At 61.5% G+C, this 15,589-nt stretch carries 13 protein-coding genes; 3 read left to right on the top strand and 10 right to left on the bottom strand.

The window, feature by feature from the left end; genetic code table 11:
- Together OIU37_RS27060 and OIU37_RS27055 are read left to right on the top strand one after the other, a co-directional pair.
- Positions 1-240: hypothetical protein (locus OIU37_RS27060; protein ID WP_264259216.1), on the top strand; the 240-nt coding region annotated here is incomplete at its 5' end.
- A gap of 231 nt (positions 241-471) precedes the next feature.
- Complete coding sequence (locus OIU37_RS27055) at positions 472-2,412, top strand: M23 family metallopeptidase (protein ID WP_033182109.1); 1,941 nt, start codon at positions 472-474, stop codon at positions 2,410-2,412.
- A 97-nt stretch (positions 2,413-2,509) separates the two neighbouring features.
- On the opposite strand, the gene clpB is transcribed toward OIU37_RS27055, so the two are convergent.
- The 6 genes from clpB to OIU37_RS27025 form a co-directional block, all read right to left on the bottom strand.
- Positions 2,510-5,110, bottom strand: a complete 2,601-nt coding sequence (gene clpB, locus OIU37_RS27050; protein ID WP_264259215.1) for an ATP-dependent chaperone ClpB — start codon at positions 5,108-5,110, stop codon at positions 2,510-2,512.
- 252 nt (positions 5,111-5,362) lie between these two features.
- Complete coding sequence (locus OIU37_RS27045) at positions 5,363-6,127, bottom strand: DUF4167 domain-containing protein (protein WP_180696664.1); 765 nt, start codon at positions 6,125-6,127, stop codon at positions 5,363-5,365.
- Positions 6,128-6,469: 342 nt separating this feature from the next.
- On the bottom strand, positions 6,470-7,330 hold the full coding sequence (gene prmC / locus OIU37_RS27040; protein ID WP_264259214.1) for a peptide chain release factor N(5)-glutamine methyltransferase: 861 nt from the start codon (positions 7,328-7,330) through the stop codon (positions 6,470-6,472).
- Positions 7,327-8,406, bottom strand: a complete 1,080-nt coding sequence (gene prfA, locus OIU37_RS27035) for a peptide chain release factor 1 (RefSeq protein WP_222374476.1) — start codon at positions 8,404-8,406, stop codon at positions 7,327-7,329. The genes prmC and prfA overlap by 4 nt, the downstream gene beginning before the upstream one ends.
- A gap of 29 nt (positions 8,407-8,435) precedes the next feature.
- The gene (gene ptsP, locus OIU37_RS27030; protein ID WP_171604720.1) at positions 8,436-10,703 is read right to left on the bottom strand and encodes a phosphoenolpyruvate--protein phosphotransferase; all 2,268 of its coding nucleotides are present in this window, start codon (positions 10,701-10,703) and stop codon (positions 8,436-8,438) included.
- A gap of 88 nt (positions 10,704-10,791) precedes the next feature.
- Positions 10,792-12,066, bottom strand: a complete 1,275-nt coding sequence (locus OIU37_RS27025; RefSeq protein WP_011653679.1) for an aspartate kinase — start codon at positions 12,064-12,066, stop codon at positions 10,792-10,794.
- Between the two features lie 298 nt (positions 12,067-12,364).
- On the opposite strand from OIU37_RS27025, the gene ubiG reads away from it, so the two are divergent.
- Complete coding sequence (ubiG, locus tag OIU37_RS27020; RefSeq protein ID WP_264259213.1) at positions 12,365-13,111, top strand: bifunctional 2-polyprenyl-6-hydroxyphenol methylase/3-demethylubiquinol 3-O-methyltransferase UbiG; 747 nt, start codon at positions 12,365-12,367, stop codon at positions 13,109-13,111.
- An 83-nt stretch (positions 13,112-13,194) separates the two neighbouring features.
- Here ubiG and OIU37_RS27015 read toward each other — a convergent pair whose 3' ends face one another.
- Genes OIU37_RS27015 through OIU37_RS27000 form a run of 4 tightly spaced genes read right to left on the bottom strand, consistent with a single transcriptional unit; the run spans position 13,195 to position 15,553 of the window.
- A complete protein-coding gene (locus tag OIU37_RS27015) occupies positions 13,195-13,623 on the bottom strand; it encodes a DUF1178 family protein (protein ID WP_171604718.1) in 429 nt (142 codons plus the stop codon).
- Entirely contained in the window at positions 13,620-14,477 is an 858-nt protein-coding gene (locus OIU37_RS27010) for a carbon-nitrogen hydrolase family protein (protein ID WP_264259212.1), read from the bottom strand. The genes OIU37_RS27015 and OIU37_RS27010 overlap by 4 nt, the downstream gene beginning before the upstream one ends.
- A gap of 10 nt (positions 14,478-14,487) precedes the next feature.
- On the bottom strand, positions 14,488-14,745 hold the full coding sequence (grxC, locus tag OIU37_RS27005) for a glutaredoxin 3 (protein ID WP_171604716.1): 258 nt from the start codon (positions 14,743-14,745) through the stop codon (positions 14,488-14,490).
- Between the two features lie 31 nt (positions 14,746-14,776).
- The gene (locus OIU37_RS27000; protein WP_171604715.1) at positions 14,777-15,553 is read right to left on the bottom strand and encodes a ComF family protein; all 777 of its coding nucleotides are present in this window, start codon (positions 15,551-15,553) and stop codon (positions 14,777-14,779) included.
- Between the last annotated feature and the right edge of the window lie 36 nt (positions 15,554-15,589).

Genomic DNA, 15,589 nt, shown 5'->3' with positions numbered 1-15,589 from the left:
AAACCAGCATCCGCCAATCCGCTTGAGTTTCACCAGAACGAAAGACTTCGTCGCCAGCAGCGCCGCCGCCCTCGTTCAGTGAGGGGGCTTATAGAACTAACCCCTGTAGACAGTCAACAGCGCTTTTTGAAAAATTTGATTTTTCTTTCAGGCCATTGTTTTTCCAGGCAAAATTTCGGGCGACACTCAAAGCGGTCCTTTCCCGGATTCCGACCGGCCTTACATGGCCAGGAAAGATGAATGTCTTTCGACTTTTCGTGGAAAGAACGCTCTTTTGTCTTCTGCGCCCCGACATCATCACAATCTGCTGGTCTTAAGAGACACATGATTCACACAGGCAAATGCAGGCAGACTGCCTTTTCCTGAGTGATTTGACTTCCATGCCCAAAATATGCACATCTTTCGCCCCAGCCAGGATGGCCGATAAATGCTCCCACAGACGCCTGATGTAAGGACGCGGACCCGACTGCCATGATGACGGAGAAAATGATGATCCGCTCGTTGGGCAACGAGCCTCCGCTTCTGGCCGACGGCAGGCGCGCACCCGACCGCCGCGAGGTTTCCTTGCGCTGGCTCTCGGGCACGTTCCTCACCGGCATTACATCATCCGTCCTGATGGGTGTCGCCCTTTTTGCCGCCCTTGACGGCCGCCAGCAACTGGCGATCCCCGCCGAAGCCTATGCGAGCGTCGCGGCAGACGCGCATGAGGATACGACAGTGGTCCGCGGTGGCCGGCTGATCGCGCCGGCCATCGCCGCAAAACCGTCCGACCGTGCCATCATGGAAGTGTCCACCGTCGTCCATGACGGCGAAAAGGAAGTCGTGCGCCGCCAGCCCTTCGCCCATGTGAAGATGACGCTGGCCGCCAACCATGTGGCGACGGAGGACTATCCCGACTTCGATCCTCTGGCGATCTTTTCCGCCGACGAGCCGCAGCCCGCACCGCAAAGCCGCACAGGCGCGCTTTACGGCTCCGACGTCGAATCCGAAGTCAGCCTGAAGACCATTCCCTTCCCGACCGGCAAGACCAGCATGCAGATGGCGTCCGGCCTGTCGCTCGAGGAGGTCGAAGAGAATGTGCGCTCCAACGGCTCGGTGCTGACCGACGGCAACACTCAGCTCGCAGCCCTTTATTACGTCGATCCGCGTCGTTTCTCCAACGAGGACGCCGATGTCGATCTGACCGCCGGTCTGTCCGCCCGCGTGCTCGAACAGAACATGACGGTCTCCGCATCGGAATCGATCACGCCGCAAACCGAAGAATTCGCCGACGACATCCTGCCAGTGCGTGTCGACACGCCGATCGCCAAGGCGTTGACGGATTCAGGCTATCCGCAGCAATATGCCGATGGCATTGCCGGCTATATCGCACAGCAACTGGGTTCTGGTGATCTCGACAAGGGTGACGTGCTGCGCATCGGCATCATTCAGAAGGGCGAACAGGCAAAGATCATTCGAGCCAGCGTCTATCGCGGCACGCGCCATCTCGTCACCGTGGCCGTTGACGACAAGGGCAGATATGTGCCCGGCAGCGAGCCGCCGATGTTGGATGCGATCGCCACCGCCTTCGATGACAATTCCTTCGCACCGCCCCCCGGCCAGAACCTGCCGCGCGTCTATGACGGCATCTATCGTGCTGCCCTTTCCTACGGCATGACCAAGGATATGACGGCGCTGATCATCAAGCTGCTCGCCAGCAATGTCGATTTCCAGGCGCAGCTGAGGCCGACCGACAGTCTCGAGGCCTTTTTCTCCGTTGCCGACAGCGCCGGTCAAGCGACCGAAGATTCCGAACTCCTCTATGTCAACGCCCGTTTCGGCGATACGCAGACACGCTTCTACCGCTTCCAGGATCCCGACGACGGCACGGTCGATTATTTCGACGAGAACGGCAAGAGCATCCGCCAGTTCCTGCTGCGCAATCCGGTGCCGAATGGCATCTTCAAATCGGGCTTCGGCATGCGCCGCCACCCGATCCTCGGTTTCGCCCGCATGCACACCGGCGTCGATTGGGCTGCACCCCGCGGTACGGCGATCATCGCCGCCGGCAACGGCACGGTTGAAAAAGCCGGCTGGGATTCCGGCGGTTATGGCAACCAGACGATCGTGCGCCATGCCAACGGCTATGAATCCTCCTACAATCACCAGAGCGCCATTGCCAAGGGCGTCGTCCCCGGTGCCAAGATCCGCCAGGGCCAGGTGATCGGTTGGGTCGGCACGACGGGCGAATCCACCGGCCCGCACTTGCATTACGAGCTGATCGTCAACGGCACCAAGGTCGATCCACTGCGCATTCGCCTTCCGGGCGGAAAATCGCTGCAGGGCGAGGCGCTGGCGAAATTCGAAGACGAGCGCAAGCGCATCGATACGCTGCTGAACAACCAGACGCCAGACCAGGTGGCGAGCAAGTAATTTCCATTAAACCGACAATGACCCGCCGGTCGGTACTCCCGCCTAACGAAAAATGGCGGCCGAAGCCGCCATTTCTCATTCATCCGGCAAACTGGATTCACGCCGCTTCGCTCACCGTCTGCCTCGTGCTGAACTGCAGCCGGTCCGAACCGCTCGTCACCGTCACCGTTGATCCATCCGGCACCTGGCCGGACAGGATCTGCTCGGCCAGCGGATCCTGCAAGAACTTCTGGATCACCCGCTTCAGCGGCCTTGCGCCGTAGACCGGATCGTAACCCTTGTTCGCCAGCCAGTGGCGGGCTTCCTCGTCGAGATCGATGACGATCTTGCGCTCGGACAGCAGAGCCACCAGCCGCTTCAGCTGGATATCGACGATCGCGCCCATCTCCTCGCGCTTCAGGCGATGGAAGAGGATGATCTCGTCGATGCGGTTCAGGAATTCCGGCCGGAAATGGCCGCGCACGACCTCCATCACCTGCTCGCGAACCGTGTCGCTGTCGTCGCCGTCCCTCAGTTGCGTCAGATATTCGGCGCCGAGGTTCGAGGTCATGATGATCATCGTGTTGCGGAAATCGACCGTCCGGCCCTGGCCGTCCGTCAGACGTCCGTCGTCCAGCACCTGCAGCAATATGTTGAAGACGTCGGGATGCGCCTTTTCGATCTCGTCGAACAGCACGACCTGATAGGGCCTGCGGCGCACGGCTTCCGTCAGCGCTCCGCCTTCATCATAACCGACATAGCCGGGAGGCGCACCGATCAGCCGGGCAACGGAGTGCTTCTCCATATATTCAGACATGTCCATGCGCACCATCGCCGTTTCGTCGTCGAAGAGGAAGCGGGCGAGCGCCTTGGTGAGTTCCGTCTTGCCGACGCCGGTCGGGCCAAGGAAGATGAACGAGCCGATCGGCCGGTTCGGATCCTGCAGGCCGGCGCGCGCGCGGCGAACGGCGCGCGACACGGCCTGAACCGCATCGCCCTGGCCGATCACCGATTTCGCCAGCTCATCTTCCATCCGGAGCAGCTTGTCGCGTTCGCCCTCCAGCATCCTGTCGACCGGAATGCCGGTCCAGCGGGAAACGACATGGGCGATATTGTCGGGGGTGACCACCTCCTGCACCATCGCGCCGCGATCGCCATCCTGCTTCTCGGCATCGACGAGCTGCTTTTCGAGATCGGGAATGACGCCGTAGGTCAGCTCGCCGGCACGCTGGAATTCGCCTTTGCGCTGGGCGATCGCCAGTTCGTTGCGGGCATCATCGAGCTGCTTCTTGAGATCGGCGGCAAGGCCGAGTTTCTGCTTTTCCGCCTGCCAGCGGGCCGTCAGCGCATCGGCCTGTTCCTCGAGATCGGTCACTTCGGTTTCAAGCCGCTTCAGACGGTCGGCGGACGCGACGTCCGTTTCTTTTTTCAGCGCTTCGCGCTCGATCTTCAGCTGCATGATGCGGCGGTCGAGTTCGTCGAGCTCTTCCGGTTTGGAATCCACCTGCATGCGCAACCGCGCCGCCGCCTCGTCCATCAGGTCGATCGCCTTGTCGGGCAGGAAACGGTCGGTGATATAGCGGTTGGAAAGCGTCGCAGCCGCGACCAGCGCCGCATCGGCGATGCGCACCTTGTGATGCTGCTCGTATTTTTCCTTCAGGCCGCGCAGGATCGAGATCGTATCTTCGACCGTCGGTTCGTCGACGACGACGGGCTGGAAGCGGCGGGCAAGGGCCGGATCCTTCTCGACATGTTTGCGATATTCATCGAGCGTGGTCGCACCGACACAATGCAGCTCGCCGCGGGCAAGGGCGGGCTTCAGGAGGTTGGAGGCATCCATCGCCCCATCCGCCTTGCCGGCGCCGACCAGCGTGTGCATCTCATCGATGAACAGGATGATCTCGCCGTTTTCCGCCTGGACTTCATTGAGCACGGCCTTCAGCCGCTCCTCGAATTCGCCGCGGTATTTCGCACCGGCAATCAGCGCGCCCATGTCGAGCGCCATCAGTTTCTTGTCCTTGAGCGATTCCGGCACGTCACCGTTGACGATGCGCAGCGCCAGGCCCTCGACGATCGCCGTCTTGCCGACGCCGGGTTCGCCGATCAGCACAGGATTGTTCTTGGTGCGGCGCGAAAGCACCTGGATGGTGCGGCGGATTTCGTCGTCGCGGCCGATCACCGGGTCGAGCTTGCCCTCGCGGGCTTCGGCGGTGAGATCGCGTGCGAACTTCTTCAGCGAGTCGAAACCCTGCTCGGCATTGGAGGAATCCGCCGTCCGGCCCTTGCGGATGTCATTGATGACCTGGTTGAGGCCCTGGGCCGTCACGCCTGAATTCTTCAGCGTCGAAAAGGTCGAGGTGGAGGATTCGATCGCCAGTGCCTGCAGCAGACGCTCCACCGTGACAAAGCTGTCGCCGGCCTTTTTCGCCGCCTCTTCGGCGGTCGAAAGGACCTTGGCGAGCGGTTGTGCCAGATAGATGTTGCCGTTGCCGCCGGAGATCTTCGGCAACTTGGCGAGAGCTGCGTCATTGGCAAGACGGGCGGCCTTGGCATCGCCGCCGGCGCGCTCGATCAGCGACGCCGCCATGCCCTGATCGTCGTCGAGCAGGACTTTCAGCACATGTTCGGGCGTAAATTGCTGGTGACCCTGTGCCAGCGCATAGGTCTGGGCGGACTGGATGAAACCGCGCACCCGCTCCGAATATTTCTCGATATTCATATTCTACCTCCATGGATCGCCCTGCCCTGAAGAGGCGCAGACCGATGATTGAGATCGACCCCCTGAAAAGGCAGGTCGCGCTTTGCCCGTATGGGATTCGGGCGAAGCAGTTCGGAGAGAATATGGTAGCCTGTTCTGCGAGTTTAAAGAGCCCGTAAAACGAAAATCCCCGGCACAAGGCCGGGGATTTTCAAGCTAATTCGAGTAGACGGCATGAACTTCACGCTCTCCCCTGAAGGGGAAGCGAGATCCTCATTCCGATGCGACGTCAGCCAGCACTGGCGCCTCGGCAGAGGCGCCCTCGCCTTCAGCAGCGGCTTCTTCGCCCTCAGCACCGCGGCGGGGGCGACGGGGACGGCTGCCGGTGCTGCGGCGGCGGGGCTGGCGTTCACGTGGCTGGCCGCCGGCACCTTCCTCGTCCATGGCGACTTCGGCCGGAATGCCTTCGATCTCCGGCTGTGGGCCGGTTCCATCGATCAGTTCGGACTGGGGTGCCGGTGCAGGCGTCTGAGCGGCTACCGGCTTCGGCTGTGCCTGCGGCTGGTGCTGTCTGCTCTGCTGCTGGTGCGGCCTGCTCTGCGGCGGCTGGACGATAACGACATCGTCGCCGTCATTGTCATTCTCATTCTCATTGTTGTCCATATCGTCGCCGTCGCGGTCCGCACCGTCGCGATCATTGTACTCGCCGCGGTCGTCGCGCTGGAAACGTTCCTGCATCTGCGCCTGGGCGCTGGCAATGATACGATTGTAATGTTCAGCGTGCTGGAGATAGTTCTCGGCCATCACGCGGTCGCCGGAGCTTTGGGCGTCGCGGGCGAGCTGCGCGTATTTTTCGGCGATGTGCTGCGCCGTACCGCGAATCTTCACATCGGGGCCGGAACTGTCATAGGACCGGGTCAGCGGATTGCCGCCCTTGCGGTTGAAATTGTTGTTATTGTTATTTCCACCGCCGCCACCGCCGCCGTTGTTATTGTTACCACGCCCTCGACCGCGCTTGTTCTGCTGTCCTGGCCTCATAGATCGTTCACCTGAATTCTCTGTTTGTGATGGATACATGGCACCAACCGCCATGACCGGAAAACCGGGTCAGGACCTTTGTGCCGCGAGCATACTGCGCCTTTGCGCCGACCTGCCGCTTGGTTCTCAAGTCAGTTTGACTGATTCACGCATTGGGTCGTGTTCAACCGTTGAAACTCTCGTTTAAAAGAGCGGACCCCCGAGGCAAACCAAGTACCGAACGAATCTCGTTCATTCCTATCTGCCCAACACGTGACCGCAACCTATATTGCTTCACCGGGAAATCCAAGCCTTTTCTTCGCAATAACAATAATGTCCTGTTCAATGCCGCATTATCGTCTTTCACGCGAGCGCAAACACGAGCACCCTGTCGTTCTGACCATAATCTTTCACGGATTTGAGGCACCTGAAGCCTTTCGCTTCAAAGATCGCCGTCACGTCGTTTCGCTGATCGTAGCCGATCTCCAGTCCGACGACCCCATCGGGCCTGATGAACCTTGCCGCATCCTTGGCTATGGCTTTGTAAGCGTCAAGCCCATCCGGGCCGCCATCCAGAGCCGCAGCCGGATCAAATTTCGTCACTTCGGGAGCGAGATCGTCAATGACATTGGAAGCAATATAGGGCGGATTTGAGACAATCGCGTGAAAGGATCCCTGGATCTTCTCGAACCAATTCGACTGTACGGCCTCAAAACGATCCTGCAACCCGTTTCTTTCTGCATTCGATCTTGCCGTCAAAAGTGCATCCGCCGATATGTCGCTGCCGACACCTGACGCATCAGGACATTCGCTCAAAAGCGCAAGGCATATCGCCCCTGTCCCGGTTCCCATGTCAAGGATATGGAGACGGTTTTGCGTCTTTGCAAGGTCTTTGAGATAGACGAGAACCGTATCGACCAGGATTTCCGTATCCGGCCGCGGTTCTAGCGTTTCCGCCGAAAGCCGAAGCGGCAGGCCGTAGAATTCCCGCTCGCCGAGAATGCGATGCACCGGCTCATGACCGAGCCGCCGCTCCAGCGCCTTGAAAATCACTTCGGCCTGCTCGGCAGAAAGCCTCTCGGCCGATCGCGTCAACAGCTCGGTCGACGACAATTTCAGAAGACCCGCGACAAGCAGCCGCGCATCGGTCGCCGGGTCGACGATACCTGCTTCGGTGAAGCGACGGCGCGCTTCGGCAAGCATATCGGCGACCGTCGAGCTCATTGTTGCTCGCCGAGCTGCGCCAGCTGGCTGGCCTGGTAATCGGCCATCAGCGCGTCGACGACCTCCTCGATCTCGCCTTCCATCATCCGGTCGAGCTTATAGAGCGTCAGATTGATGCGATGGTCCGTTACCCGCCCCTGCGGGAAATTATAGGTGCGGATACGCTCCGAGCGGTCGCCGGAGCCAACCTGGCTTTTGCGATCGGCAGAGCGCTCGCTGTCGGCTCTCTGCCGCTCGGCATCGTAGAGCCTGGAGCGCAGCACCTGCATCGCCTTGGCGCGATTTTGGTGTTGCGATTTTTCCGAGCTGGTGACGACGATGCCGCTCGGCAGATGGGTGATGCGCACCGCCGAGTCCGTCGTATTGACGTGCTGGCCACCCGCACCCGAAGAGCGCATCGTATCGATGCGGATATCTTCAGCCCGGATCTCGATGTCGATCTCCTCGGCCTCCGGCAGCACCGCAACCGTCGCCGCCGACGTATGGATACGCCCGCCCGCCTCGGTTTCCGGCACACGTTGCACGCGATGCACGCCGGATTCGAATTTCAGCTTGGCAAAGACCCCCCTGCCGGTGATCGTCGCGATGATTTCCTTGTAGCCGCCGGCTTCGCCCTCGCTTGCCGAGAGCACCTCCACCTTCCAGCCCTTTTCCGCCGCAAAGCGCTCATACATGCGAAAGAGATCGCCGGCGAAAAGAGCAGCTTCAGAGCCGCCGGTGCCGGCGCGGATTTCGAGGATCGCGCTCTTTTCGTCGGCTGCGTCCTTCGGCAGAAGCAGGATCTGCATCTCCTGCTCGAGCGACTCGATCTGTTCCTTCACCTCGGGCAGCTCGAGCTCGGCGAGGTCGCGCATCTCGCGGTCGACCGACCTGTCCTCGAGCAGCGTTTCGAGATCGGCAAGCTCGGCGACCGCCTTCTCATAGACGCGGATCTTCGTCACGACAGGCTGCAGCTCGGAATATTCGGATGCGAGCTTCACATAGACATCGGCAGCCGGGCCAGCCGACATGCGCGCCTCGATCTCGCCGAAACGACGTTCCAGCTCGCGCATCTTTTCAACGGGAAGCTTCGCCACCCTTCACTCCGATTCTTCTTAATCTCTGTCTAAAGGGGAATATTGTGGCTCTCGGCGAAGCGGGCAAGCACCTCGCGCATCGGCATCAAGGCGTGGTGATCGTCCAGCACCTCGTCCATCGCCTTCGTCAGTGCCCCGACATCGAGCCCGAGCAGCATCGCCTTCACCGGTCCGATCGAGGCCGGCGACATCGAGATCGAGCGGAAGCCGATACCGAGCAGCGCCATCGCCGAGATCGGTTTGCTGGCGAGCTCGCCACAGAGCGTCACCGGCGTCTTGTTCCGCTCCGCCCCGCGCACGATATCGCGCAGGATGCGCAAGAACGGCTTGCCCAGTGGATCGAAGCGGTCCGAGACCCGTGCATTGCCGCGATCGACCGCCATCGAGAACTGGAAGAGATCGTTCGAACCGACCGAGACGAAATCGACCGCCTCCATTAGTTCGTCGAGTTGCCAAAGCAGTGCCGGCACCTCCAGCATCGCCCCGAATTGCAGCTTGCGCGGCAGCCCGTGGCCGAAGCGCGAGAGGTGCTGCACTTCCTTCTGCAAGAGCTCGCGCACCATCTTCAGCTCGGAAACCTCGGTCACCATCGGCACCATCAGCTTCAGCTCGGTGTCGGCCGATGCCTTCAGCAGGGCGCGCAGCTGGGTGCGCAACAGTCCCGGCCGGTCGAGCGACAGCCGGATGGCGCGCCAGCCGAGTGCCGGATTCTCTTCTTCATGGCCGCGGAAATACGGCACGACCTTGTCGCCGCCGATGTCGAGCGTACGGAAGGTGACGGTGCGGCCCGCCGCCTGCTTTATCACATTGCGATAGAACTGCTCCTGCTCCTCCGCCTTCGGCATGGTGGAGGCGATCATGAACTGCAGCTCGGTGCGGAACAGGCCGATCCCCTCGGCACCCGATTCCGAAAGCTGCGGCAGGTCGACCAGCAGGCCGGCATTCATCATCAGCGCGATCCGCTGCCCATCCTTGGTCACCGGCTCGACGGCGCGCAGCGCGCGGAACTGCTCCTGCCGTCTGGCGCGGAAGCGAACCTTTTCCTCGTAGGAGCGCCGGTGATCGGCCATCGGCCGCAGATGCACATGTCCCTCGTCGGCGTCGATGATCACAGCATCGCCGTTCTCGGCGAGCGCCACCACGCCAGCTGCCTGACCGATGACCGGAATGCCCATGGCCCGCGCAACGATCACCACATGGCTCGTTACCGCCCCTTCTTCCAGCACCAGCCCGCGCACATTGGCACGCGGATAATCGAGCAGTTCGGCCGCTCCCATGGCGCGCGCCAGGACGATCGCATCGCTGGGGAAACCTTCCCCGGTCGTCCGGCCGGTATAACCCGTCAACTGTCTGAGCAGCCGGTTCGCCAGATCCTCGAAATCATGCATGCGTTCGCGCAGATAAGGGTCGGTCAACCGCATCATCCGCGCCTTGGTGTCGCTCTGCACTTTCTCGACTGCTGCTTCCGCCGTCAGGCCGTTGCGGATTGCCTCCTCGAGCTTGCGCACCCAGCCCTGGTCATGCGCAAACATACGATAGGTTTCGAGCACCTCGCGGTGTTCGCCCTCCATCGACACGTCGCGACGCGACAGCATGTCGTCGATCGAAATCCTGAGCGAGCCCATGGCTTCGGCCAGCCGCCGGATTTCCTTCTCGGCATCCTCGTTCAGCAAGTTGGTGACGACGATGCGGGGCTCATGCAGTACGACGTAACCGAGGCCGATGCCGTCATTATAAGTATCGCCGTCGACGGTGACCGAACGCGTCAGGTCGAGTTCGAGGCCCGGCTTGGTGATCTTCTTGAGCTCGCCGGTGGCGATCATCTCTGCCAGCACCATCGCCGTCGTCTCGAGCGCTTCCAGCTCTTCCTCGCGATAGTTGCGGCTCGCCTTGTTCTGCACGACGAGAACGCCGAGTGAGCGCCCGGTCCTGAGGATCGGCACGCCGAGGAAGGAATGGTAGATTTCTTCGCCCGTTTCCGGCAGGTAGCGGAAGGCAGGATGCGACTGCGCGTCGGAAAGGTTGAGCGGCTGGGCCGAGGCCGCGATGGTGCCGACCAGGCCTTGCCCCATCTTCAATTGCGCCAGGTGCACAGCCTCGCGGTTGAGGCCTTCGGTCGCATAGAGTTCGAGTACGCCGTCGGCGCGCAGCACATAGACGGAGCAAACCTCCGCCACCATGTTGCCGGCGATCTGGCGAACGATCCGGTCAAGACGCTCCTGCGGCTCCAGCGGCTCCGCCATCAACTCGCGCAGCCGCCTGAGCAGCACGCGCGGACCGCCGGAAAGGTCTCTCATGGCGTCTCAAGCTCCCGAAACAACGCACTTGGTCCCGGCGGGCCAGCCTCATCTCCTCAACCTGAAGGGGCAGGCCGCCCGCTGGGAATCAATTCTTATCCAGACCGTAGCAGGAATGCAAAGTCCTGACAGCGAGTTCTGCATAGGGACCGTCGATCAGGATGGAAATCTTGATCTCGGAGGTGGTGATCGCCTTGATGTTGATGCCTTTTTCGGCAAGTGCACGAAATGCGGTAGCGGCAACGCCCGCATGGCTGCGCATGCCGATGCCGATGACCGATACTTTCACCAGCCCCGATTCGTTCTGCACGACATCGTAGCCGATCTTCTCCTTATGGTCGCCGAGCACCTTGATCGCCTTCTCGACGTCGCCCGACGGTACGGTGAAGGTCATGTCGGTCTTCGACCCGTCCTCGGAAATATTCTGGACGATCATGTCGACATTGATATGGGATTCGGCGAGCGGCCCGAAGATCGCCGCGGAAACGCCCGGCCGGTCGGCAAGACGGCGAAGCGAGATCTGAGCCTCATCCTTGGCATAGGCGATGCCGGTGACTACTTCCTGTTCCACGATTTCATCCTCGTCACAAATCAGCGTTCCGGGCGGGTTCAGCAGATCGCCCATGCCCGGAGCATCGGGATCTTCGAATGATGAGCGCACGAAGGTGCGCACCTTGTGTACCATGGCAAGCTCGACCGAGCGCACCTGCAGTACCTTGGCGCCGAGCGAGGCCATTTCCAGCATTTCCTCGAAGGCGATCTTTTTCAGCCTGCGCGCCTTCGGCACGATGCGCGGGTCGGTGGTGTAGACGCCGTCGACATCAGTGTAGATATCGCAGCGGTCTGCCTTGACGGCTGCCGCGATTGCGACGGCCGAAGTGTCCGATCCGCCGCGCCCGAGCGTCGCGATACGGTTGTCGGGTCCCAACCCCTGGAAGCCGGAGATGACGGCGACCTGCCCCTCGCCCATCCGCTTGACGATGTCGGAGCCGTCAATCTCCATGATCCGCGCCGCGCCATGCGCGTTGTCGGTGCGGATCGGGATCTGCCATCCCTGCCAGGAACGCGCATTGATATCCATCGCCTGCAATGCGATTGCCAGCAGCCCGGATGTCACTTGCTCGCCGGATGCGACCACCGCATCATATTCCCGCGCATCGTAAAACGGAGAATTGGCGCCGATCACCTTCGGCGTGCCCTGGACCCAGCCAACCAGTTCATTGGTTTTGCCGGACATGGCCGAGACGACCACCGCCACCTCGTGCCCGGCATCGACTTCGCGTTTTACGTGGCGGGCAACGTTCTTGATGCGGTCCAGGTCAGCGACGGACGTGCCGCCGAATTTCATTACGATGCGTGCCATATGCCTCTACCACGACTGGCGCCGGGAAAGCGGAAAACCGGACCCGGCATCACGAAAGCTCTGGGGCAGACCGCTTGGGCCAAAGAACCGGATTGCCAACTTCTGGAACCGCTCTAAAAGCCCAGGCCCCAAAGGCCCCAAGTTGCGGCGTCTCTTAGCGAGTTTGGCGGGGGGAGGCAAGCGCACGCGATAAAAGCTATTGGCGAGCGGGTCCGCGCTCGCCAATCCCCTGATCTGCGCCCCTTGACTTATCCCCTCGATCATCCGACTTCACATGTCAGAACGCAAGGAGTGGACGATGACGGAAACCGCCAGAAGCACGATCGACCAGGGCGAAGTGGACCGCTTCTCGGCGATGGCGGCGGAATGGTGGAGCCCGACCGGCAAATTCAAGCCGCTGCACAAGTTCAATCCCGTCCGGCTCGCCTATATCCGTGACAAGGCCTGCGAGAATTTCGGCCGTGATCCGAAAAGCGCCCGCCCGCTCGAGGGCCTGCGCGTGCTCGATATCGGCTGCGGCGGCGGCCTGTTGTCCGAACCCGTCGCCCGCATGGGCGCCTCCGTCGTCGGCGCCGATCCGTCCGAGAAGAATATCGGCATCGCCTCCACCCACGCGAAGGCCTCCGGCGTTTCGGTCGACTATCGCGCCGTCTCCGCCGAGGAACTCGCGGACGCTGGCGAGACCTTCGATATCGTCTTGAACATGGAAGTGGTGGAGCACGTCGCCGATGTCGAATTCTTCATGACGACCTGCGCAAAAATGGTCCGCCCCGGCGGCCTGATCTTCGTTGCCACCATCAACCGCACGATGAAAGCGGCAGCGCTTGCCATCTTCGCCGCCGAGAACATTCTGCGCTGGCTGCCGCGCGGAACGCATCAGTATGAAAAACTGGTACGCCCGGAAGAGCTGGAAAAGCCGCTGGTGGCGAGCGGCCTTGAGATCACCGACCGCACCGGCGTCTTCTTCAATCCGCTGTCGAACCAGTGGAACCTGTCCAAGGATATGGACGTGAACTATATGCTGCTGGCAAAGCGGCCTGCATAGCTCCGACCATCAATAATTCGGCTAACTTTTAACAGTGCGACATGCAGGCCGAAACTGCAGAAGCCAGACGCTCGGACTGCATGTCAGTTCACGTCTTCCGGCAAGACGGGAATGGCGGCGATCTCAATGCCCTCTTCGAGAAGCGCCTGTGCTTCATCGACCGTCGCCTGGCCGATGATGCCGCGGGCGTCCGCCTCGCCGTAGTGAATCTTGCGGGCCTCCTCGGGAAACTGCGTGCCGACGTCCTCGGAATTGGCCTTGACCGCCGCAACGGCCTCTTTCAGCTTTTGCATGGCCTCCTGGCGCATGGCATCCATCGCCAGCGTCTGCCTCTCGTCCTTCTTCCGCGCCGTTGATACCGAAGGCGCCATCAGCAGCTTGGACACGGCGGCGGAATGGCAGACCGGGCAGGTGAGGAAACCCGTCGCGACTTGGCGGTCGAAATCGGCGCTTTCGGAAAACCAGCCTTCGAATTCATGGGCATTGTCACAGGTGAGCGAATAGCGGATCAAGCGGCGACGCCTCCGGCGATTGCCCCCGCAACCTTCTCGACCGAGAATTCCCGCCCATTCCTCAGGTTCGGGATCTTGTCATGCGCAGCCTTGACCGCACTCGGATCGATCTCAGCGACGATGACCGCCTCGCCGGTGGCGCCGGCCGACGCCAGCACCGTGCCCCAGGGGTCGATGATCATCGAATGGCCGAAGGTTTCGCGGCCGTCCTCGTGCCGGCCGGCCTGCGCGGCGGCGATGACGAAGACACCGTTCTCGATTGCGCGAGCCCTGAGCAGGATCTCCCAATGCGCCTCGCCGGTCTGCTTGGTGAAGGCGGCAGGAACTGTCATCACCTCGGCGCCGGCAACCGCCTGAGCGCGGAAGAGTGCGGGAAACCGCACGTCGTAGCAGATCGCAAAGCCCATTTCGGCAAAGGGCAGCGACAGGACGCGGGCCTCCGAGCCGGCTGTATAGGCGGCACTTTCACGCCAGCTCTCGCCATTGTCGAGGTCGACGTCGAACATATGGATCTTGTCGTAGCGATTGAGAATTCTGCCGTCGGGACCGAACAGGAAACCGCGATTGGCGATCTTGCCGTCGGCAAGGGCGATCGCCGTCGAGCCGACATGCATGTGGATGCCGAGTTCCCTGGCGAGCTCCGAGCCGGTCTTGACGATGATGTCATGGGTCTCGTCGGCGAGCACGGCGCGCGCCGCCGCGCGGTCGCGCTGCAGCATGCCGGTCATCTCCGGCGTCTGCACATAGGTCGCGCCCTGGCCAGCGGCCTCGCGCACCAGCCGCGCCATGGCGGCGGCATTCTTCACCGGATCGACCCCGGAACACATCTGGACGGCAGCGGCCTTGAAGCTCATCGGTTCTTCCTCAGGCTGCCAGCATCGGATCGAGCTTGCCGGCCCGATCGAGCGCAAAGAGATCGTCACAACCGCCGACATGATCGGCGCCGATGAAGATCTGCGGAAAAGTGGTACGCCCGTTCGACTTGCCGATCATCTCCTGGCGAAGATCCGGCGAGTAGGTGGCATCGTGCTCGACATATTCGACACCCTTTTCTTCGAGAAGGGACTTGGCGCGGGTGCAATAGCCGCAAAACTGCCGTGTATAGATTGTGACGGGTACCATAATCTCTCCAGACCGATGCCGAGTATTTCTGTCATATAGGTTCGGAGAGAGCCCTTGCAAAGGTCAAAACCGTTATGTCGGTCGCACCCGCCTTGCGCAGTGTCCGGCTTGCTGCAGCGACCGTCGCCCCTGTTGTATAGACGTCGTCGACGAGGACGATGCGCTTGCCGAAAATGTCGTTTTCGCAACCCTTGGCGATCGCAAAAGCGCCCCTGACATTGTCTTCGCGCGCCTTGGCGCCAAGACCGACCTGCTGGCTGGTGCGCTTGACGCGCATAAGCGTGGCGGCAAGCAGCGGCTTGTCCGAGAGCCTTGCCATATGGCGGGCAAGCTCGGCTGCCTGGTTAAACTTGCGCGCCAGCATGCGGCTACGGTGTAGCGGCACCGGGATCAGCGCATCGCAGCTTTCGACCGTCCCGTCAGAAGCGCGCAGCATCCAGGCGGCCATCATCGGCGCTAGATCGGTGCGATCGCGATACTTGAGCCCATGAACAAGATCGCGGACGGCATGGTCGTGGGTCGCAGCCGACCGCAACCGGTCGAAGGGCGGCGGGTTGGCGATCGCCTCGGCGCTGAGGATGCCGACGCCGAGATCGTGCGAGAAGGGAATGCCGAGCACCTCGCAATAGGGCCGTTCAATGAAGCGGATGCCGGACCAGCATTTTGCGCAGAGGCCGCGATGGCCGCCTGTGGAAATACCGCAGACGGAGCAGGCGGGCGGATAGAAAAAATCGGCAAGCACCGAGAACGGCCGCAAGAGATGCGCCCGCAAGAATTCTGCCGGTCTTTCGAAATCGATTGGCCCCATGCCGTCGAGACTAGCGTGTTCTTAGCGAAAGGAAAA

Origin of the sequence: Rhizobium sp. BT-226, assembly GCF_025847085.2 — a bacterium.
GTDB classification, from domain to species: Bacteria; Pseudomonadota; Alphaproteobacteria; order Rhizobiales; family Rhizobiaceae; genus Rhizobium; species Rhizobium sophorae.
Note: the sequence above shows the minus strand (reverse complement) of the source record. Positions and strands in the feature narration are given on the sequence as shown.